Source organism: Algivirga pacifica (genome assembly GCF_039543525.1).
GTDB lineage: Bacteria > Bacteroidota > Bacteroidia > Cytophagales > Flammeovirgaceae > Algivirga > Algivirga pacifica.
The window spans coordinates 16245-37190 of the sequence record NZ_BAABJX010000043.1; the positions used below are offsets into that span (position 1 = coordinate 16245).

A 20946-nucleotide genomic window follows, 5' to 3' on the forward strand; every position below is an offset into this window, starting at 1 on the left:
CGTTCAAGTGAGGGAGAATACTTTTTTCTTAACATACTTTTAGGATTGATTGCCTTTTTCTATCCAATATGCTTATTTGATGAAAGCGGGATGATGAAATAACCCTATTGAATTAACCCTGAATCTTATTAATCGCTACTAATAAATATCGCTATCACATGAGTCAAATCATTGAAATCAGTAGAGAGTACTTGGACTCTTTACAATGGAAATATCAAGACGAAGAGTTACATAATGCGATCCGTTTTGGAATAGAACTAGAGAATGGGAAGGTGGAGTGTCTACTGATCGAAAAAGTGGAGCAAGAACTACTTCAATTCTTTTCTTTGATCCCTTTAAATGCCCCTCAAGATCGTATTGAAGCAGTAGCTGAGTATGTTAGTCGTGCCAATTTTGGACTAAGCTTTGGTTGTTTTGAGTTTGATTATGATGAAGGAGAAATCCGCTATAGAACCTCTATTCTGACCCCCAAGGGAATAGCTTCAGAAAATCAAATCAGCTCGTTGATCCATGTTAATTTAAATACCATGGATCGCTATTTATATGGAATTATGAAGGTGATGTTTGGAGATGCTGACCCTAAACGTAGCATTGAAGAAATTGAAGCTACTTTGTAAAGGTTTGTTCATGCTGTTTAGTTGAGCTTCGCTCGTTCATGATGTTTAGTTGATTATACCTTTAGAGCTTGTTTGGAACCACATCTTTTGGAATAAAATTCCTCTAATTTTGACTGAGAAAGTCCTGATTATCCCCATAATAGAACCACTATTAGGCTCAAATCAGAACTTTCTCAGTCAATTTATAGAAGTTTTATTCTCAAAATCTAGATTCCAAACAAGCTCTTAAACAAAACAACTAAACAACATGAACATACGATCAACTACTAATATTGACCTTTTTTCCTTGTTGCTCAAAATAGGAGAGGGCTTCAGGGTTTCGTACCGTTCCTTTTTTCAGCTTTACATCTTTTCCCAACAATAACTTCTTGACAGGGATTTCCATTTTCTTTCCGCTAAGTGTATAGGGGATATCAGGAACAACTTCTATCATATCCGGAACATGTCTAGGAGAACCTTCCCTCCGTAGTGTTTGTCGAATTTCAATTTGAAGGTCTTCTGTCAAGGTATATCCTTCCTGAAGAACAATGTATAATGGCATTAGATCTTTACCATCCTTTTCATAGTTGATCACTAAGCTATCTTGTACTCCCTCTATACTGTCCATGATATTATAAATCTCGGCCGTTCCAATGCGTATACCTTGACGGTTGAGGGTGGCGTCCGAGCGTCCCTGTATGATCAAGGACCCGTCTTCAAATAATTCTACCCAATCACCATGTCTCCAGATGCCTGCATAGGTGTTAAAGTAGCTTTCGTGATAACGTTCCATTTGTGGATCATTCCAGAAGTAAATAGGCATGGATGGCATTGGTTTTTCAATAACCATTTCTCCTAATTCTTCCATCACTTCATTTCCATCTTCATCATAGGCTTTTAGGGCGCATCCTAGCGCACGGGCTTGTATTTTTCCTTTATATACAGGGGCGTAGGGCATACTGCCGACAAAAGCAGTACAAACATCTGTGCCTCCACTCATAGAAGCTAGCCAAACGTCTTTGGAAACTTTCTCGTAGACCCAATCGAACACATCAGGAGGGAGTGGAGCTCCCGTAGAACCTATAGAGCGCAGCGACGATAAATCATATTGTTCTCCAGGTACAACCCCTTTTTTCATGCAGGTAGTGAGAAAAGGGGCGCTGGTACCAAAATGGTGTATTGGTAGCTTAGCCGTTAGCTCCCAAAGAATATTGAGATGAGGAAACCCCGGGCTTCCATCATAAAGGATGGCAGTAGCTCCAGCCAATAGGCTGGCTTGAAGGAAGTTCCACATCATCCAGCCTGTAGTAGTAAACCAAAAGAAGTTTTCTCCTTCTTTCACATCATTATGCAGGTGAATATATTTGAGATGTTCCAATAATACTCCTCCATGAGAATGTGTAATAGCCTTGGGCTTGCCAGTAGTTCCTGAAGAATATAGAATCCAGATAGGATGGTTAAATGGTACGGGAGTAAACGTCAGGGGACCTTTTGTAGGAGTAGATAATACATCCTCCCAATAGGTGATTTTGGAATTAATGTTCTGCGTTAGAGGTTGATCTTCTAAGATGAGGATGACTTCTTGTAGAGAGGGAAGTGCTTCGCATATACTGGCAAGGTCTTCTGCCTTTTGAAATTTCTTTCCTCCATAATGATAGTAATTAGCCGCTATAAGAAGCTTGGGTTCTATTTGCTTGAACCGCTCAATGACAGTGTTTGCTCCAAAATCAGGAGAGCAGCAAGACCAAATGGCTCCCAAGGAATTGACGGCTAAAAAGGCAACGATGGCATCGCTGGTATTAGGTAAGTAAGCGGCAATACAGTCTCCTTTTTTTATTCCTATTTGAGTGAGGTAAGTACGGAAAGCAAGTACCTTTTGTTCTAATGTATTCCAGGAGATCGTTTCCTGATGACCACTTTCGTTGAGTGTAATAAGGGCTGGGCGCTCATTGTTTTTTTTACGAAAGATATGTTCTGCATAGTTTAAAGTAGCACCTTCAAACCATTGGAAAAAAGGCATTTCTTTTCCAGTGAGGACTTGTTGATAAGGCGTGTGAGACTGTACCTTAAAGTATTGCCAAATACATTCCCAGAAATCGGCAGTATGAAGGGTCGACCATTCCCAAAGGGCTTGATAGTCGTCAAACTGCATTTTTTTTTCTGTACTCAACCATTGTTGAAATTGGTAGAGGTGTGAGTTTTTCTTGAAAGCCTCAGAAGGCTCCCATAGTCGTTGATTAGTGTTGTTCATAGGTTGTTGTGTTTATTGGTTATGGTTTATCGCTTATCGGTTATGGTTTATCGTTTTAGTTGGGTGTTTTGAATGTAAAAATAAACGATAAGCAATAAGCGATAAACGGAACAAATGGTTACGCTTTTTGCATGCGGTACTCTTTGATGACCTCAAGCAGAAACTGCATTTGTTCATTGAAGGTTAGGCCTTTTTTAGGAAGATCCATGTACAGCCTGATCTGTTGGCATACCTTGGTGATCAGGGCTGAATATTTTTTAGTTCGGTATTTTCTATATTGATAGATAGTATCAACGATGACCATGACTTGTTCTTCTGTCAATTTTCGGACTTCTGGGTATTTCTGTTCTCCTTCGTGGTGTTCCTGCATTTGCAGCAAACGATCCAGGTGAATGGATTGCGTGGATTTATTTTTGATGACTACTGTTCCGGCAACGCTGTCGCCAATTCTTTGTCGGTTTTCAGAGATCCCTGCCACGATGAGGGCAACGGTTCCACTGCTAGAGTAAATTTCAAATAATCCAAAGACGACCCTGATAAACAAATCTTGGATGCTTAGCTGACTGCCATCAGCCTTGATAACTCTAATTCCCACTATTTTTTTCCCGAGGGTTTGCCCTGAGGTAAGGTGTTCCATGAATATGGGATATAGGATGAAAATAAGCAAAACAAAAATCCAGGCTAGATAAAAAAGTGCATAGCCACTATCCGTTAGGTCATCAGTGCCACCATTTATAATACTGTCGGAAACAAAGAGGCCTTGCAAGGTCAGGTAAGTCCCCCAAATTAGAAGCATACTGATAATTCCAATGAATAGTATATCCAAGAAAGCGGCAACTGCTCGTTCGAGCAATGTAGCACTTTCGTATTCTATCTGTACATTTTGCGGAGTAGTGATGTTGATTTTATTCATGAAACCTAGGTTTATTGGCAGCGTTGAAAAAAAACTTCCTTGAAAGTCCTTCTTTTTTTATAAATTATCAAAAGAATAGTAGGATTATACTAATTGACTCCAAATATACCCCATTACTTATTTCCAAACTTTTTATCCTATCGAATGAGAGAAAAAGATTTTATTTTACAAAACGAAGAGAAATGGAAAGAATTTGAGCAGTTACTAGAGAGCTCAGAGAAAGACCCGGAACGTTTAAGTGATCTTTTTTTACAGTCCACCAACGATTTAGCGTACTCTCAGACTTTTTATGAGCGTCGTTCTGTCAAAACTTATTTGAATACACTGTCCCAAAAGGTATACACACATATTTATCAAAGTCAATCTTTCTCTTTTCAGGAGCTATTTCGTTTCTGGAAATACACCCTGCCAAGTATTTCCTATCGTTATCGTAAAGTTTACTTTCTGTCTTTTCTGATTTTTGTCTTAGCCATGGGAGTCGGAGTGATGGCCTCTATGCAGGAAGAGGGATTTGCGCGTATCGTGTTGGGAGATAACTATATTGTGATGACCAATGCCAATATAGAGAAAGGAGACCCAATGGCTGTTTATAAGCAGCGAGGGCCTTTTAATATGTTTTTGGGGATAACACTCAACAATGTAATGGTGGCCGTACGCACTTACCTTTCAGGCTTCCTATTGGGAATAGGGACGCTTTTTATTATGTTTTATAATGGGATTATGGTAGGGGCCTTCCAGTATTTCTTTATAGAAAAAGGCTTGTTCTGGGAGTCTTTCTTAACAATATGGCAGCACGGTACTATTGAGATATCTTCTATTGTACTTGCAGGAGCGGCAGGGTTGGTGCTGGCTAGAGGAATTATCTTTCCGGGGACATATTCCAGGGCGTATGCTTTTCGGATGTCGGCGAAGGAGTCTTTGATGATCATCTCGGGCTTGGTACCTCTTTTTATTATAGCAGGATTTATCGAAGGGTATTTTACCCGTTTTACAGAAGTGTCCGATATAGTGAGGCTATTTTCAATCTTGTTGTCCTTGGGGTTTATTTTAGGATACTTCGTGTTTTACCCAGCTTATCTATCTAAGAAGGGCTTGTTGCAAGAGGTGGAGGTACAGGAACTGCACTCAGAACAGGAAACAATCATTAATTATGAGATGGCCAAGTCTTCTATGGGGGTGTTTGCTGACACGATACGCCTTTGCAAGAAGTACTTTGGATATTGCAGTAAGTATATCGCTTTGATTGCGATAGGCAGTACGATTACTTATCTGTTGTATGAATATTTTTACTTGGAGATAGAGAGTCTCCGTTTGTTTTATCTGGAGCATTTGATCCCTGTGTATTTCGATACGTTACATTGGGGACATGTATTATTACAGTCGGTATGGACTACTGTTGCGTTATTGCTACCTATTCACCTTGTATCCAGAGAGCAAAAGGCTAATCGTAAAGGGTGGTATTGGAATGTGTTACTTGTCTACGGGATTGCTTACGCGTTTAATTTTTTCATAGAAACGGAAGAGTCTCTGATTGCTTACTTAATCATATGCTTTCCATTTGCTTTGATGATACAGTCAGCGCTTTGGTTTTCCGAAGGGGTTACAATTAAAAAACTAAAGCACGCAGTTGTACTATGTAAGCAAGATGTATTCTCCTTGTTAATGTTGAGTATTGTTTTTCTGGGAGGAGTGTCGCTAATAGGACTTTTCTTGAAAGTGATGGTTTATGAAAACCTTTTGCCTATGCTGATGCAAGCCGTGGTGGATAAGAATGATATAGTATCTGTTATTACGGTACGCTTTGTCAATATTTTTTTAAAGGATTTGGTCTTGTATGCGTACTGTTTCGTATCCCTTTTGGGGTATAGTGTAGCTTATTTCTCTACGCTAGAAAAAGTGGAAGCAGTAGCTTTGGAAAAACGAATAGATCAGGTATTGAACAACGGATAAGATGAGCAGAGTATATATGATAGTAGTTCTGATACTGCTACCTTTTTTAGGATCGGCCCAAAGTGAAGGAACTATAATTAGGGAATATATTTCGAGAGCTGCCTGGGAGGAAAAAACAGTAGGGAAGGAATATGATTTTGAAGTTAAAAAAGAAGAGGTTGAAGAGGAGTATGATCCAGCAGATTTTGGACCATTTTTTAGGTTTTTTCTTCAGTTGGCCCCTTTGTTAAAGGGTGCTTTGATCGTCCTATTTATAGGTTTGTTAGCCTTTCTGTTGATTAAGATGATTCCAGTTTATCAAGAGAATAAAGAGCAAAAGGTAATTGACTATGAGGTGGAAATTACGGATGCAGAGCAATTGACACATCAGTTACAGCTACATAAACTGGAGTATAGCTTACAGCAGTTTTTGGGAACGATGGCTTACCGTAGTGCAATTCGAACGTATTACTTAATGGTAGTGAAGCTACTAGAGGAAAATGGACATATCACCTGGAGAAAAGAAAAAACCAATATGGACTATATTCGTGAGCTGGAAGGGACTGCGCTAATGGAAGTTTTTAAAACGCTTACGAAAGCCTATGAAAATGCCTGGTTTGGTTTCATACTGCCAACGGAAGAGGAGTTTACGGTACTTAGTACCTCTTTTGATAATTTTTTGCAGGAAATAAAAAATCAAAGTTCTACCCCAAAATCATTGAGCCGTGGATAATAAAAACCTTTTATGGATAGGGGGAGGGCTTGTTGTTTTAGTATTAGCCTTTTTTACCTATACACATTTTGCTGATCGAGAATATAATTGGTATTCGAAATATGAGATCAAGGGGGACCAACCTTTTCATACCAGTATTTTATATTCCTTGTTGGAGGAAGAAGCTTCAGTATCACTTATTGAAAATACAGTATTGAGGGAGTTGCCTGTCAATGGGACCTCAGAGGTATATTTGTTGATCGATAATTGGTTGAATATTTCGGATAAGGAAGGCGAACGTCTTAAAGATTTTGTCGCTCAGGGAAATACTGCTTTTCTCTCCCTGGAGAATCCACAATCTTTATTAGAAATTTTGCTGGAGGAGGAAGAATTCACGGATATAGGAGGATTATTTCAGCGTAATGGAATAGGGGATACTCTTTCTTGGAAGGGAGAGAATGGAAAGGTATTGCATTTCTATTGTGAACGCCCTTTGGATACTTCAGAAGCTCCTTTCATTTTTCTGGAGTTACGTAGTTTTGATGAAGTATATCAGCAACAGCTTTCACATTATTATTGGCGCTACTACGAAGAAGATGGAGTAGATTCCACAAATACGTCTTCTTTTGATTCTACATGGCTATCCGCAGAGGATCGAAAAGAAGTGTTTACTAAGACCTATACTTATTTCGAGTACATTGAGACGTTTCGTCAACCGGTCTTCAAAGCGGGTAGTGAAAAGCCTACGGGAATAGGAATGATAGAAGTGCCTCATGGAAAAGGAAAATTCTATATTCATCTCTACCCAGCCTTGTTTACGAACTATTTCCTGAAAGAAGAAGATGGGTATGCTCATATGCAACAGGTGTTTGGTTTGCTGAAAGGGCAGGAGATTTACTGGGATACGGAGAGTGGAAACCCGTATCGACAGTTTAATAAAAATAATTTAACGACAGCTGATGAGACAGTTTTTCAGTTTATCATGAAGTATAAGAGTCTCAAGGCCGCTTGGTACTTGATACTGTTGCTGACAGTATTATACCTGATATTTTTCTCTAAGCGTAGACAACGTGCTATTCCGTATATTCTGTCTCCTAAGAATACCTCTATAGCCTTTGCGGAAGCAATTGGAAGCTTAATCAAAAAGAATAATGATCATAAGCAATTGGTAGAATTGAAGATGAAGCTATTTGTTGGACGTCTTCGTTCAGAGTATAATATTAAAACACATGAAGTCTCTGTGGCAATGGTACAGGAGGTCAAGGATAAGACATCGGCCTCTGATGACGTTGTGGATAAGGTTTTCACGACCTACCATCAGTTACATAAACGAACAACAGGAGTTGACGCAACTGATTTTTTACGCTTAGTGGCTTATATGGAAGCATTTTATAAAGAAACTAATAAACAGAAAATATGGATATGATGGATCACACATCCCATGAGGAGCAATCTCATGAAGAAACGACAACACAAGATCATTTATCAACACCGGAAACACCACAACCTTCTTTGGAGGTAGATTTTGTGGAGGAGTGCTACAGTAAGATCAAACAGGAACTAAGAAAACTGGTGATTGGGCAGGAGGAAATGATCGATTTGCTAGTGGCAGGGTTATTTTCGGATGGACATATTCTTTTGGAAGGGGTTCCTGGAATAGCCAAGACCTTAACGGCTAAACTTTTTGCCAAAACGATAACGGTAGGGTTTTCCAGAGTACAGTTCACACCAGACCTTATGCCTGCGGATGTGATCGGAACCATGGTATTTAATGCGCAGACCTCCGAGTTTGATTTTAAGAAGGGACCGTTATTTTCCAACGTTATCTTGATTGATGAGATTAATAGGGCTCCTGCCAAGACACAGTCGGCACTGTTTGAGGTGATGCAGGAGAAGCAAATCTCTGTAGATGGGCATACTTATCAGATGCAAGAGCCTTACCTGGTATTGGCTACGCAGAACCCTATTGAACAAGAAGGTACCTATAAGCTTCCAGAGGCTCAGCTGGACCGTTTTCAGTTTAGGGTAAAGTTAGCATACCCTAGCTTGGAAGAGGAGCAGCAAATTTTACAACGTTTTCAGCATGGCAACCATGCACATAAAGGGGAGGAGGTGAAAGCAGTGATGGAAGTGAAAGATGTTTTGAAGTGCCGAGATATTATTGGAAAAGTAAGTATAGAAGCCTCTTTGATTAATTATGTAGCCTTGTTGGTCCATAGCACTAGAAATCATGGTGATATCTACTTGGGTGCATCTCCAAGGGCTTCTTTGTCGATCCTACATGCCTCTAAAGCCTACGCTGCTATGAATGGAAGAGGGTTTGTCATTCCAGATGACATCCGAAAGATGACCGTTCCGGTACTGAACCATAGAATTATTTTAACACCGGACAAGGAGATCGAAGGGGTCACGACAGAAGAAGTGATTCAGGAAATTATTCAGTCAGTAGAGGTGCCAAGGTAATTCTTTGCCGCTGCTTTTTATACTGTATTGTTGATCTTAAAATCAGGAGCCATTGTCTTTTTTCAGGAATCTATATTTTTCGGCTAACGTATTTATTGCCTTAGGGGGACTTGCGGTATTGTTTGTCGTAAGCTTTTTTCTTCCCATACTTTATCCTATTCTTCAAGGAGCATTATTGCTGCTGTGGGCTATTGTGTGCGCAGATATCTATTTACTTTTTTATGGAAAAATCGCTATTAAAGGACAACGAATACTTCCCAAGGTACTGTCTTTAGGTGCAAAACATAAGATACAGTTGTTTCTGCAAACTAGAGCTTCTTTTCCACTTAGGGTTCGTATATATGATGAATTGCCCAAGCAACTACAGGAGCGTAAGCTTTCTTTTCAGGTGCGGTTAGCTCCAAGGACAGAGAAAATGGTGAATTATACGATCAGGCCTTTGAGCCGAGGGGTTTATGACTTTGGAGATATCTTGCTTTATGTAGCATCTCCTTTGCGCATGGTACATCGTCGAATTACTATACCTGCTGCGCAATCTCTAAAGGTATATCCCTCTTTAGTAGAAATGAAAGAATATGAGTTCTATAGCTTGTCTAGTGTGATGCATAGGGGAGGGCTAAAGAAGATTCGGAAAATAGGTCAAAGCCATGAGTTTGAGCAGATCAAAAACTATGTAGCAGGGGATGATTATCAAAAGATTAACTGGAAAGCCAGTAGCAAAGGGCAAGGGTTGATGGTAAATCATTATCAGGATGAGAAGTCTCAGCCCGTATACATGGTCTTGGATAAAAGTAGAAGCATGCATATGCCTTTTAATGGATTGTCTCTACTGGATTATGCCATTAATACGAGCTTGACCTTTACCAATGTGGCGGTCAATAAACAAGATAAGGCAGGGTTGATCACTTTTTCTGATAAGGTCGATACCGTGATTAAGGCAGTGTCAGACCGAAAACATATCAAGGTAGTGATGGAAGCGCTGTATAACGAAGAAGCAGGAAAGGGAGAGGCTGATTATACAGCTCTTTACAAAGGAATAACAAGGGCAGTGACCAACCGCAGTTTACTGTTCCTATTGACGAACTTTGAGAGCAAGCACGCCATGGAGCAAGCGATGCCTTTATTGAGACAATTGAATAGAAGACACCTGTTAGTGACTATTTTATTTGAAAATACAGAGCTTAAGGAGTACACCTATCGCAAGCCGGAGACCCTGAAGCAAGTCTATTACAAAACTATGGCAGAGAAGCTACTACACGATAAGCAGGAAATGGTACGCACCATCAATCAATACGGTATACAAACGATCTTGACAAAACCAGAATTGTTGACAGTAGATGTGCTGAATAAGTATCTGGAGCTGAAGTCGAGGGGGATGTTGTAGAGAATCGGAATTTGTATGGTTTTCCACTGTACTAACATCTAATGGTGTTGCAGTCATGCCTTGGAATGCCCTTCCAATTACTTTTGGTAGAGAAATTTAAATTCAAGGACGTATGAATAGAGCAACTTATAATAATAGAATGTTAGCGTGGAAAAATGCAGTGAAGTTCTAACTTATAGAGTAATGACCTATAAAAGAAATCAGCCCCAAAGACCTATGAGTTATATCTTTAATAACGAATAATGAAGACTTTAATCTATACGATATTATCAATATTTCTTTTACAGGGTAAGGTTATTTATTCTGCCAAAACTGCAGAAAAGCAGATTCTTCAAGGAAGAGTACAAATAATATTGCCTATAGCTAACAATTACCAACCAACTTATATTATAGGTAAGTTTAATAAGAAGCTTCAAGATTCTATACAAAGAGAGTATAATTACACTTATAAAGTATACAACCCATTATACATTACTAAACAAGAAGTTGAAGGTATACAAGCCTATAATCAAGTAATGCGAGGTCATATTGACTCAGTCTGCTCTTGTGATTCACAAGAAGAAATTTATAATTTGTATAAGAGCAGTTACTCTGATCTTTTTCAAAAACAGGATAGCCTTTAAACCCCGTTTGCACACAGTATGTTGTGCGGAAGGTTGGCTAATTGGCTACTTAGGTAGCCTGTGGGTTTATTAAGTTTGAATAAATAATCGTCATAAATTCTTTTCCCAACCCCGCCTAGCATTACATGCGTGACAAGCCCCAGGCTCTTTTAGAAATACCACTTCGTGGCGATCTATTCTAACGTGTCTCTCACAAAAAGATTGAATTGATAACCGCAAAGCGGTATTTCTAAAAGAGCCTGGGGTTTATTAAGGTTGAATAATTAACTGACACACTTCTTACGCGAAGAGATGGGTTGAAACCCACCTCTATGTGATGTCACCCTTTCTGGGTTTTATGGTATAATCCCGAAGGGATGACATCACATAGGGGCGGATTTCAATCCGTCACTATACGGAATATGACGCTTAATTATTCAACCTTAATTATCCCGTCATTTTACGAAACACGGCGATTTGTTATTCGATCTATCAATCCATCAACAACCTCCACTTTCCACTCATACCATCCGAGCGTGGACGCTCGTCGAAAGCGCTTTTAGGTCGTAGCGTGGACGCTACGACCAGTGTCGTGTGTTAATCCAACCTCTTACCTATTCCTTTTTACCTATTACCTCTAAAAGATAGTTATGGTATTTTACACAACCCAAACCACACAAAAAAATCAACTAAACAAGATGAACGAGCGAAGCTCAATTAAACATCATGAACCTCCCAAGCCAAGGCAATTTGATGGTCATCAATGCGGTCACGATGAAGGTGAGTCGTAAGCATTTCTTCTTTCCCTACAAGTCCTTTTAATTGCTGCTCATCTTTCAGTAGTCGAATGTCTTTATTGAAGATTAACCCTTCTTTCCCATACAGCTTGTAAAGGGCTTCCTTGGCACACCAATAAAACGTGAGATCTTCGTCATTTTCTCCATATATGACGGTCTCCTCGGGCAATACAAACTTGTGTTGCACCTTGCGAATACGTGGGGTGGCACGTTCAATATCAATTCCTACTGTTTGCTTGGGGTTATAGCATACTCCGACCATATCTTTGCTGTGTGTAATGGAGATATGGGAGGTGTGATTGATCAGGTAAGGTTTTCCGTATGTGTCTTTCTCCAATCCTTCGTAAGGGAGCATAAGGACCTCTTCAATAAGGTAGCGTAAGGCAATACGACAGGCCATTTTTTGCTTGCGGTGGGAGGCTGTTTTGACGTTGATATACTCTTTGGAAAGATGGAACTCTCCCAATAAGTCCACCAACGCTTCTTCTGTTTCAGTAATGTGCCAAATGACCCAATAAGTGTCTTGTGTTTTTTCTTCTTTAATAATAGGCATGACCAACCACTGTTTGTTTGTGTTTATACCGCTTTTAGAGCTTTCTAAATCAATCTATCTACAAAAATAACCTCAAACTATTCAAAAATCTATTAGAATACTTATAATTTTGATCTTTTATTATAGAAATAAAGCCAACAATACCGCTTGAATACAGTTCCTTATGTCGAACATATTCTAAAAGCGTACTTCATAAATCCTGAATAGATCAATGAGAACAAAGATAGCTGTCGAGAAAATAGGAGCCTTTACGGGACATAAAGACTGTCTCTATAGTCTTGAGAAAGCTCCTGAAGAACAAACATTTTTTAGTAGTGGTTCAGATGGGCTAGTGGCAAAATGGAGTCTTCAAAAACCGGATGAGGGGACGCTTGTTGCTAAGATTCCTAATACGGTCTACGCTATGTGTAGCCTTCCGGAGAAAAGAGAGTTGGTTGTAGGGCAAAATTTTGAGGGACTCCATGTGATTAGCCTTGAGGATAATACTGAAAAGCGAACCTTGAAGTTGAAGGATAAGGCTATTTTTGACATTAAGTATCATGATGATAAGCTATATGTTGCATTAGGGGATGGACACTTAATGGTAATCGATTATGAAGGAATGAATGTGCTTCAGGATATACAATTGTCTACGAAAAATCTACGCTGTTTGGCGATTCATCCTGTACAGGGTGTTGTGTTAGTCGGCGGCAGTGATCATACGATTCGCGTGGTGGATTTGGACTCCTTGGTCGTACGTCAAGAACTGAATGCACATGAGCGTTCTGTGTTTTCTTTATCCTTTACTCCAGACTATCGTTATCTCTTGAGTGGAGGAATGGATGCCCATATGCATATTTGGGATGCTGAAAATAACTTTGCCCACCATCAGGATATTGTGGCACATATGTATACGATTAATGATATCGCTTTTAGAGCGGATGGTCGTTATTTTGCTACCTGTAGTAAAGATAAGTCTGTAAAGGTATGGGATGCGAAAGAATTTAGGTTACTAAAGGTCATAGACCGCGCCAGAAATGCAGGACATGGAACGTCAGTGAATAAACTAATTTGGCTAGATGATAATACATTAGCTTCTTGTAGTGATGATCGTACCGTATCGGTATGGAAATTGACTTTTGAGAGTTAAATGATAAATATGACGATAGAAGAGCGTTTGTTAGAACTTGGCGTGAAGCAGTATAGGGATATCCCCCAGTTAGCACCTCTATTCAGGCAGGTATGTGCTACTTTAGGGCAGTTGGTATCTGTACAAGAGGTACAGGCAGCAACCTGGTGTATTACTACAGTAGAAGAGGGAAAGGCTATAGGTATGCTGTGTGCAACGAACGATCGTTTTATATTGATTGGAGCAATTCCTCAAACAAAGCAACTGATTTCTAAGGAATATCCATTCAAAGAACTTTCGAAAGTTTTGTTGTATCGTCATGCGGTGACAGAGGTGGTAGAGAAAATGATTTTGCAGTTTTCCGTAATATCATTTAATTTTCTAGGGATTAAGGGCTTTATCCCATTGGATTTTATTGCCTTTTTGGAAAATACTTCCTTAGAGGTAATCAGTGGTATTACCCCGGAAAATGGATCGGCAATGCAATAAGGCTTTGCTTCCATACAAATAAGGATGCAATGATTAAAAGTGAATAAGTAATCATCATGCTACTAACTCGCTTTGTTGAACCGTTGAATCGTTGAATTAAGCTTCGCTCGTTGATTCGAGTTGAATTGTTGACTGAAACCTCAATAAATAATTCAACTCGAATCAACTCACCGAAGGTGAAATTCAACGATTCAACGGTTCAACAAAGCGAGTTGGTAGTATGGATAAATAATCATTGTGACTTCCATTCAAACACCAATAAACATGACTAATCAAAAACAAATTCGAAAGCTGCTTATCGCTAACCGAGGAGAAATTGCCATTAGAGTAATTCGAACGGCACAGGAAATGGGTATCCGTACCGTGGCGGTATACAGTGAGGCTGATCGCACTGCGCCTCACGTACGCTTGGCAGATGAAGCAGTATGTTTAGGTCCGGCACCTTCTGCAGAGTCTTATCTAAAAATGGATGATATTATTGCTCACTGCCTTCGATTGGGGGTAGATGCAATCCATCCAGGGTATGGTTTTTTGTCTGAAAATGCCACCTTTGCTCGTAAGGTAAAAGAGGCAGGATTAATTTTCGTAGGGCCGTCAGCGACTGCTATTGAGGTGATGGGAGACAAGATCTCAGCCAAGAATGCTGTGACCGCTTATGATATTCCTTTGGTGCCGGGAACAAAAGAAGCCGTAGAAGATGTCGCAATCGCTAAAGAAAAGGCTGCAGAAATAGGGTATCCTATCTTGATCAAGGCTAGTGCTGGAGGAGGAGGAAAAGGGATGCGTATTGTAGAAAGGGAAGAGGATTTTGAGGAGCAAATGGAGCGAGCAGTAAGTGAGGCTGTTTCGGCATTTGGAAATGGCGCTGTATTTATCGAGAAGTATATACAATCCCCTAGACATATTGAATTTCAGATATTGGGTGATCAACACGGGAATATCATTCACTTGTTTGAGCGTGAGTGCTCCGTGCAGCGTAGACATCAGAAAGTGATTGAAGAGGCACCTTCAGCGATCCTAACGGAAGAGGTAAGAGAAGCGATGGGGAAATGTGCCGTGGATGTAGCTCGTGCCTGTGATTACTTCGGTGCTGGCACAGTAGAGTTTATCGTAGATAATGAGCTCAATTACTACTTCTTGGAGATGAATACTCGTCTGCAAGTAGAGCATCCGGTAACGGAAGAAATCACAGGAGTAGACTTGGTGAAGGAGCAGTTGCGTATTGCAGAAGGAAAAACACTTTCCTTGAAACAAGAGGACTTAACGATTAAGGGACATGCGGTAGAAGTACGTGTATATGCGGAAGATCCCACCAATAATTTCCTTCCAGATATTGGTACATTGAAAAAATACCAATCAGCAGGCGGACCGGGAGTGCGTATGGATGATGGGTATGAAGAAGGAATGGAAGTGCCGATTTACTATGATCCTATGCTAGGGAAGTTGATTACTTATGGGAACGACCGCGAGCAAGCAATTCAGCGAATGTTGAGAGCGATCAATAATTTCCAAGTGCAAGGGGTGGAGACAACACTATCTTTCTGTCATTTTGTGTTGGAGCACGAAGCGTTTCGTTCGGGTAACTTCTCGACCAAGTTTGTAGAAGAACATTTTAGTCCCGAATTATTGGCATCTCAGGATAAAGGAGCAGAACAGATCGCTGTGGCCTTGGTGGCTAAGTTGATGCAGGAGGCTGAAACTGCTAAGTCGTCAGGTGCTAAAACGGTTGCTAAGACCAGTAAATGGAAAAATAGAATAAGGTAGTATAGTATAGAGAATTGTCTAGCACAGGGAAATGTTTTAGTACAGGGTGCTACTTAGCATAGGGGACCGCCTTAGCACAGGGCATCGCCTTAGCACAGGGCATCGCCTTAGCACAGGGCATCGCCCTGTGAAAAAATAGGAATAGCGATATTACTTCGGTATTCCTATTTTTGCATTATTATTTAATAGGAACTAACAAATAAAATAATCGTTATGAAAAAAATCCTAGGAGTACTGGGAATACTATTGCTATTAGGTTCTTGTGGGAAGAAGCTAGAGGTGACAGAGCAGGAATTCAGTAGTATCACATGGAAAAATGATACCAAGGCTTGTCAGGGGAAGAGAGCAGAGCAACAAGAGAAATTTGAAAATATTCGTGAGCGTATTTTGGGAGTGCGCAAGGATCAGGTGTTGCAGTTATTGGGTAGGCCGGACAAAACGGATTTAGCGAAACGTAATACTTCTTATTTTATCTATTATGTATCGGAAGGCAAGCAGTGTGAAGGAAGTGATAAAAATGAAGAGGGAGATTATTACCGCTTTAAGTTCTCTCCATTGGAAATTGTTATGGAGATTAGCTATCATAAAGGAGTGTAAGGGGAGAAATCCATTCGCCAACCTAAAATAAAAAAGCAATATTGCCTTAGAATTGTTATACTAATACCAGACTATGGAAATCGCACCAATTACCATTACAAAAAGAGCGGCAGAGTCCGTCTTGAAAATTATTAACGCTAAGCAAATCCCGGAAGGATATACGTTACGAATCGGAATGAAAGGAGGTGGTTGTGGTGCCGCCGGTTTCTTTTTGGGGTTTGATACCAAGAAAGAAGAAGACGTAATTTATGAAATTGAAGGGGTAAAGGTCTTGATTGATAAGCGACATATCATGTATCTTTTAGATGTAGAATTAGATTTTGAAGAAAGAAGGGATGAACAAGGCTTCGTCTTCAATAAACCTGGAGAAAAGGAGTAGGGGGATAGGCATGAATACCCCTGCGCTTTCCATTAATAGATAAACAACTATGCAGGAAGAGCAGCATACAGAAAAACAACAACCAAACAACGAAAGGGACTCCTTCCATATTCGGTTACCTTTGATTATAGCGGTAGCCTTGGCTACAGGTATGATTATAGGGGGAGAGTTTCTGGGGAAAACACCCAAAGGAAGTAACCTTGAAATCAATACAGGGAAGCTTGAACAGGTTATCGAGAGTATAGAAGGCTATTATGTAGACTCTGTGGATACGCAAGTGCTCACAGATCAGGCGATTGAGGCAGTGGTGAAAGAGTTGGACCCTCATACCTCTTATATTCCTGTAAGGGATGTAGAGGTGGTTAGTGCTCAATTGGACGATGGCTTTGAAGGGGTTGGAATAGAGTTCAGGGTATTCAGAGACACCATTAAGGTAGTGGCAGTGACGGAAGACGGTCCTTCCGAAAGAGCAGGAATACAATCCGGAGACAAATTGGTCTATGTAGATGGAGAAAGCGTAGCAGGGCCGGGAATGAATTCCGGAGAGGTGGTTCGTAAGCTAAGAGGGCAAAAAGGAACGAAAGTGAGTATAGGGGTATCCCGAAAAGGGGAAGAAAAGCCACTCTACTTTTCCGTGACTCGTGATAAGATACCGACAGCTTCGGTTAGTGCTGTTTATATGATTGATGAAGAAACGGGGTATATCAAGGTAGACCGTTTCGGAGAAGACGCCTTTGAAGGATTTGAAGAAGGAGTGGAGAAGCTGCAAGAAGCAGGGATGAAAAAGCTTCTATTGGACCTTACAGACAATGGAGGTGGTTATATGGGGCAGGCCGTACAGATGGTAGATGCGTTCTTGCCAAAAGATAAACTGATTGTTTATACGGAGAGCAGGGAGAAGAATTTTGATGAGCATGAATATTCGAAAAATGAAGGAGTACTACAAGAAACACCTGTAGTCGTATTAGTCAATGAATATTCAGCTTCGGCTTCAGAGATCGTATCAGGTGCCTTGCAAGATCACGATCGAGCTTTGTTGGTAGGCAGAAGAACTTTTGGGAAAGGACTAGTGCAGCGACAAATTCGATTGAGAGACAATTCTATGCTTCGTTTGACGGTATCCCGTTATTATACCCCTAGCGGACGTTGTATTCAAAAGCCTTATGAAGACAAATCAGCTTATGAGACGGAACTAGAACGTCGCTATATACATGGAGAGATGTTTCAGGCTGATAGCATACACTTCAATGACAGCCTGATTTACAAGACCGTGAATGGGCGTACGGTATATGGAGGAGGAGGAATCATGCCTGATGTCTTTATAGGTATGGATACCTCTTATTATACCAACTATTATCAGGAAATACTGATAAGAGGATTGATCGAGGATTATTTTATTGATTATGCTAATGGACAATTTGAGTCCTTAAATGAAATGGGTCTGAACGCTTTTATAGCGCAATATAAAGTTCCAGCGATCGAGATGAAAGAATTTGCGACTTATGCCAGAGCGCATGGTGTACCTTTTAATAAGGAACAATATAAAGCCTCACAGAAGGCTTTACGTCAGCGAATCAAAGAAACTATTGCTAGAGTGGTTTGGGGAGAGGAAGGTCGCTTGAAAGTAGAAAATGCTGCCGATCCCATCTTTATTAAGGCGTGTGAATTAGCGAATACACTGAATCAAGTATCGCTCTCTAATGAAATGGTGATAAAATAATTAAGAATGAAGAATTAAGAATGAGGAATATTTTTTTATTCTTCATTCTTAATTCTTCATTCTTAATTATCAATTAAACCGATACGTTGTTTTCTCTAAGTGCATCGTTTAGAGAAGTCTTTTTATCGGTACTTTCTTTTCTCTGACCAATGATTAGGGCACAGCCTACGCTATACTCTCCGGCAGGGAATTTTTTCGTAAAGCTACCTGGAATTACCACAGAGCGAGGAGGTACATATCCTTTGTATTCTACCGGCTCATCTCCTGTTACGTCAATGATCTTAGAACTTCCTGTGATGGTCACGTTTGCACCCAATACAGCCTCTTTACCAATGCGAACACCTTCAACTAGGATACATCTAGACCCGATGAAGGCACCATCCTCGATGATTACCGGAGCAGCTTGTACAGGCTCCAATACCCCACCAACACCAACACCACCACTTAGGTGAACATCTTTACCAATTTGTGCACAGCTTCCTACAGTAGCCCATGTGTCCACCATTGTACCGCTATCTACATAAGCTCCAATATTGACATAAGAAGGCATCATGATTACCCCTTTGTTAACAAAAGAGCCATAACGTGCGATGGCATGAGGAACTACACGAACACCTTTTTCTGCATAATTTTCTTTCAAAGGAATTTTATCATGGAACTCAAAAGGACCAACCTTAATCGTTTCCATTTCAGCCAAAGGGAAGAACATAATAACGGCTTTCTTCACCCATTCATTCACTTGCCAGTCGTCTCCCTGAGGTTCCGCTACTCTTAATGTTCCTTGATCTAGCGCTTCTACGGTTTCTTTAATGGCGCTAATCGTTGCCTCGTCTTTCAATAGGGAACGGTCTTCCCATGCAGCTTCAACTAATGCTTTGTGATTGTTCATTATTTTATCGGACTATTTGTAGTAATAATATATAGTGATGACCTAGAGGAAGAGTGAGAAGGTAGTATGTATCGCTTATCGCTTACATGTTATTAATTTAAACGATAAGCAATAAGCGATAAACGGAAAAAGAGACAAACCATCTCCTCATCTTCTTCTAAATCATTTTCATTCTAAATCTGTGGTTGGATTGGATACTCCAACTAAAGGGTATAACATGATTGGGCGGTGATTTAGTCCCTAAAGACTAAAATTCAATATCACCTACTGTTACTCCTTCCAAGATAGGCTTAATGTTTTCTTCCAGTACCGCTACGTGTGCAGGGTGTACAGCATAAGCTTGTAATGCTGCCTTGTCGGCAAAAAGGGAGTAAAGCATTACCTGATGCCCTTGAGAGCGATCAGAGAAATTGTAATTTACGTGGATTTTGTCCAAAGAAGGAATCGTCTCCTCTAAGGCGTGAAGCCTATCGATCATTTCTTGAATCTGTGCTTCGGAAGCCTCGGCTTTTAGCTTGAACAATACAGTGTGATTGACCATCCTGTTATCAGTAAATTTGGATTGATTAAATAAATAATTGTATTCCAAAGCTACGTATCGCAAGGCTTATCTCAAAGGTAAAGTTGTAAATTTAACGTAATGTGTAGGGGATCTGTTAGGGGTGTAATTAATGTCGAGATTGCTGTTTTATTTGAAACATTTTTGTTGAGAAGTTGAGTAGTCTTTCGGGCTGTTGAGTTTCACCTTCGGTGAGTTGAGTTTTTTCTTTAGTAGAGTTTATTACGGTGAATTGTTTATAAGAAGGGTAAAGTACTGAACTGGTTCAAGGGTTCAAATTCCGAACGAGGTACGAGTAAGGAATTACTCTTGGACCAAGCGGTTTACTAGATCGGTTAAGGTTGATACGTATTACTTTTTAACTAAGGATGTATTTTCTGCTCGTGCGAAGTGAACTGTGATCAAGTCTAGTAAAAAAGAATAGGCTTAATATTTTTATCAAAAAATCAGCGTAAGAGTTTTCTCCGAAGGTGAAATATAGTCTCAACTCACCGAAGGTGAAACTCAACAGGGCGAAGCCCTACTCAACTTCTCAACAAAAAAAAGCCACCCGAATAAGATTCAGATGGCTTTCCATGGAGTTACTCACACTCCCTACGAAATAAGTCGGGGTGGCAGGATTCGAACCTGCGACCCCCTGGTCCCAAACCAGGTGCGCTAACCGGGCTGCGCTACACCCCGTATTCTGAATTAAATCACAGAAATTACTTTCTAATGAAAGTAGTGATCCGGCCAGGACTCGAACCTGGAACCTTCTGCTTAGAAGGCAGAAGCTCTATCCAGTTGAGCTACCGGACCATTTGGCTTCTTTGTTAATTCAGAATAGATTTTATTTCCGAGCAAATTCTCTTTTCAGAGAAATGGTCGGGGTGGCAGGATTCGAACCTGCGACCCCCTGGTCCCAAACCAGGTGCGCTAACCGGGCTGCGCTACACCCCGAGCTCCAAATAAATAAGAATACCTTTGATGCCATTAAACAGTATTAATGACCCTATAGTGATCCGGCCAGGACTCGAACCTGGAACCTTCTGCTTAGAAGGCAGAAGCTCTATCCAGTTGAGCTACCGGACCAAAAGCCTCTATCTTATTTGGAGCTGGAAAATTGATCAGTACAATTATTTTTCATAGTTGAAAAATGGTCGGGGTGGCAGGATTCGAACCTGCGACCCCCTGGTCCCAAACCAGGTGCGCTAACCGGGCTGCGCTACACCCCGAAGTACTGATTGAAAGAATATAGAATC

General features: G+C 40.4%; 18 protein-coding genes and 5 tRNA genes. 13 read left to right on the top strand and 10 right to left on the bottom strand.

Annotation, left to right across the window (positions count from 1 at the left end; all coding sequences use genetic code 11):
* Positions 1-158 precede the first annotated feature (158 nt).
* A complete protein-coding gene (locus ABD985_RS14315) occupies positions 159-617 on the top strand; it encodes a YbjN domain-containing protein (protein ID WP_345372855.1) in 459 nt (152 codons plus the stop codon).
* Between the two features lie 259 nt (positions 618-876).
* Here the strand turns inward: ABD985_RS14315 and ABD985_RS14320 are convergent, their stop codons facing one another.
* Both ABD985_RS14320 and ABD985_RS14325 read right to left on the bottom strand, forming a co-directional pair.
* Positions 877-2847 carry an acetoacetate--CoA ligase gene (locus ABD985_RS14320; protein ID WP_345372857.1) on the bottom strand — a complete coding sequence of 657 codons (1971 nt, stop codon included), beginning with the start codon at positions 2845-2847 and terminating at the stop codon, positions 877-879.
* A gap of 118 nt (positions 2848-2965) precedes the next feature.
* Positions 2966-3760 carry an RDD family protein gene (locus ABD985_RS14325; RefSeq protein WP_345372859.1) on the bottom strand — a complete coding sequence of 265 codons (795 nt, stop codon included), beginning with the start codon at positions 3758-3760 and terminating at the stop codon, positions 2966-2968.
* Positions 3761-3904: 144 nt separating this feature from the next.
* Between ABD985_RS14325 and ABD985_RS14330 the strand changes: the two genes are divergently transcribed.
* The 6 genes from ABD985_RS14330 (at position 3905) to ABD985_RS14355 (ending at position 10871) form a co-directional block, all read left to right on the top strand.
* Positions 3905-5710, top strand: coding sequence for a stage II sporulation protein M (locus tag ABD985_RS14330; protein ID WP_345372861.1), 1806 nt, complete (start codon positions 3905-3907; stop codon positions 5708-5710).
* A gap of 1 nt (position 5711) precedes the next feature.
* Complete coding sequence (locus ABD985_RS14335) at positions 5712-6422, top strand: DUF4129 domain-containing protein (protein ID WP_345372862.1); 711 nt, start codon at positions 5712-5714, stop codon at positions 6420-6422.
* Positions 6415-7827: a DUF4350 domain-containing protein gene (locus ABD985_RS14340; protein WP_345372864.1), complete on the top strand. Its 1413-nt coding sequence runs from the start codon at positions 6415-6417 to the stop codon at positions 7825-7827. The genes ABD985_RS14335 and ABD985_RS14340 overlap by 8 nt, the downstream gene beginning before the upstream one ends.
* A complete protein-coding gene (locus ABD985_RS14345) occupies positions 7824-8864 on the top strand; it encodes an AAA family ATPase (protein ID WP_345372866.1) in 1041 nt (346 codons plus the stop codon). The genes ABD985_RS14340 and ABD985_RS14345 overlap by 4 nt, the downstream gene beginning before the upstream one ends.
* Positions 8865-8916: 52 nt before the next feature.
* Entirely contained in the window at positions 8917-10248 is a 1332-nt protein-coding gene (locus ABD985_RS14350; protein ID WP_345372868.1) for a DUF58 domain-containing protein, read from the top strand.
* Positions 10249-10490: 242 nt separating this feature from the next.
* Complete coding sequence (locus ABD985_RS14355) at positions 10491-10871, top strand: hypothetical protein (protein WP_345372870.1); 381 nt, start codon at positions 10491-10493, stop codon at positions 10869-10871.
* 696 nt (positions 10872-11567) lie between these two features.
* Here ABD985_RS14355 and ABD985_RS14360 read toward each other — a convergent pair.
* Positions 11568-12200, bottom strand: a complete 633-nt coding sequence (locus ABD985_RS14360) for a 4'-phosphopantetheinyl transferase family protein (RefSeq protein ID WP_345372872.1) — start codon at positions 12198-12200, stop codon at positions 11568-11570.
* 211 nt (positions 12201-12411) lie between these two features.
* Between ABD985_RS14360 and ABD985_RS14365 the strand changes: the two genes are divergently transcribed.
* The 6 genes from ABD985_RS14365 to ABD985_RS14390 all read left to right on the top strand — a co-directional run bounded on the left by ABD985_RS14365 (position 12412) and on the right by ABD985_RS14390 (position 18257).
* Complete coding sequence (locus ABD985_RS14365; RefSeq protein ID WP_345372874.1) at positions 12412-13329, top strand: WD40 repeat domain-containing protein; 918 nt, start codon at positions 12412-12414, stop codon at positions 13327-13329.
* A gap of 9 nt (positions 13330-13338) precedes the next feature.
* Positions 13339-13797 (top strand): hypothetical protein, encoded by a 459-nt coding sequence (locus tag ABD985_RS14370; RefSeq protein WP_345372876.1) that lies wholly within the window; start codon positions 13339-13341, stop codon positions 13795-13797.
* A 264-nt stretch (positions 13798-14061) separates the two neighbouring features.
* Entirely contained in the window at positions 14062-15561 is a 1500-nt protein-coding gene (gene accC, locus ABD985_RS14375) for an acetyl-CoA carboxylase biotin carboxylase subunit (protein WP_345372878.1), read from the top strand.
* 213 nt (positions 15562-15774) lie between these two features.
* Entirely contained in the window at positions 15775-16158 is a 384-nt protein-coding gene (locus ABD985_RS14380) for a hypothetical protein (RefSeq protein ID WP_345372880.1), read from the top strand.
* Positions 16159-16231: 73 nt separating this feature from the next.
* Positions 16232-16537: a HesB/IscA family protein gene (locus ABD985_RS14385; RefSeq protein ID WP_345372882.1), complete on the top strand. Its 306-nt coding sequence runs from the start codon at positions 16232-16234 to the stop codon at positions 16535-16537.
* Between the two features lie 49 nt (positions 16538-16586).
* Positions 16587-18257 (top strand): S41 family peptidase, encoded by a 1671-nt coding sequence (locus ABD985_RS14390; RefSeq protein WP_345372884.1) that lies wholly within the window; start codon positions 16587-16589, stop codon positions 18255-18257.
* 73 nt (positions 18258-18330) lie between these two features.
* On the opposite strand, the gene ABD985_RS14395 is transcribed toward ABD985_RS14390, so the two are convergent.
* The 7 genes from ABD985_RS14395 to ABD985_RS14425 all read right to left on the bottom strand — a co-directional run bounded on the left by ABD985_RS14395 (position 18331) and on the right by ABD985_RS14425 (position 20919).
* Positions 18331-19146, bottom strand: a complete 816-nt coding sequence (locus ABD985_RS14395; RefSeq protein ID WP_345372886.1) for a 2,3,4,5-tetrahydropyridine-2,6-dicarboxylate N-succinyltransferase — start codon at positions 19144-19146, stop codon at positions 18331-18333.
* Between the two features lie 247 nt (positions 19147-19393).
* Positions 19394-19687 (bottom strand): Dabb family protein, encoded by a 294-nt coding sequence (locus tag ABD985_RS14400; RefSeq protein WP_345372888.1) that lies wholly within the window; start codon positions 19685-19687, stop codon positions 19394-19396.
* A 624-nt stretch (positions 19688-20311) separates the two neighbouring features.
* A tRNA-Pro gene (locus ABD985_RS14405) sits at positions 20312-20386 on the bottom strand.
* A 43-nt stretch (positions 20387-20429) separates the two neighbouring features.
* Positions 20430-20503: transfer RNA gene (locus ABD985_RS14410), tRNA-Arg, on the bottom strand.
* A gap of 63 nt (positions 20504-20566) precedes the next feature.
* A tRNA-Pro gene (locus tag ABD985_RS14415) sits at positions 20567-20644 on the bottom strand.
* Between the two features lie 58 nt (positions 20645-20702).
* Positions 20703-20776 (bottom strand) — tRNA-Arg (locus tag ABD985_RS14420).
* A 65-nt stretch (positions 20777-20841) separates the two neighbouring features.
* Positions 20842-20919 (bottom strand) — tRNA-Pro (locus tag ABD985_RS14425).
* Positions 20920-20946: the final 27 nt, after the last annotated feature.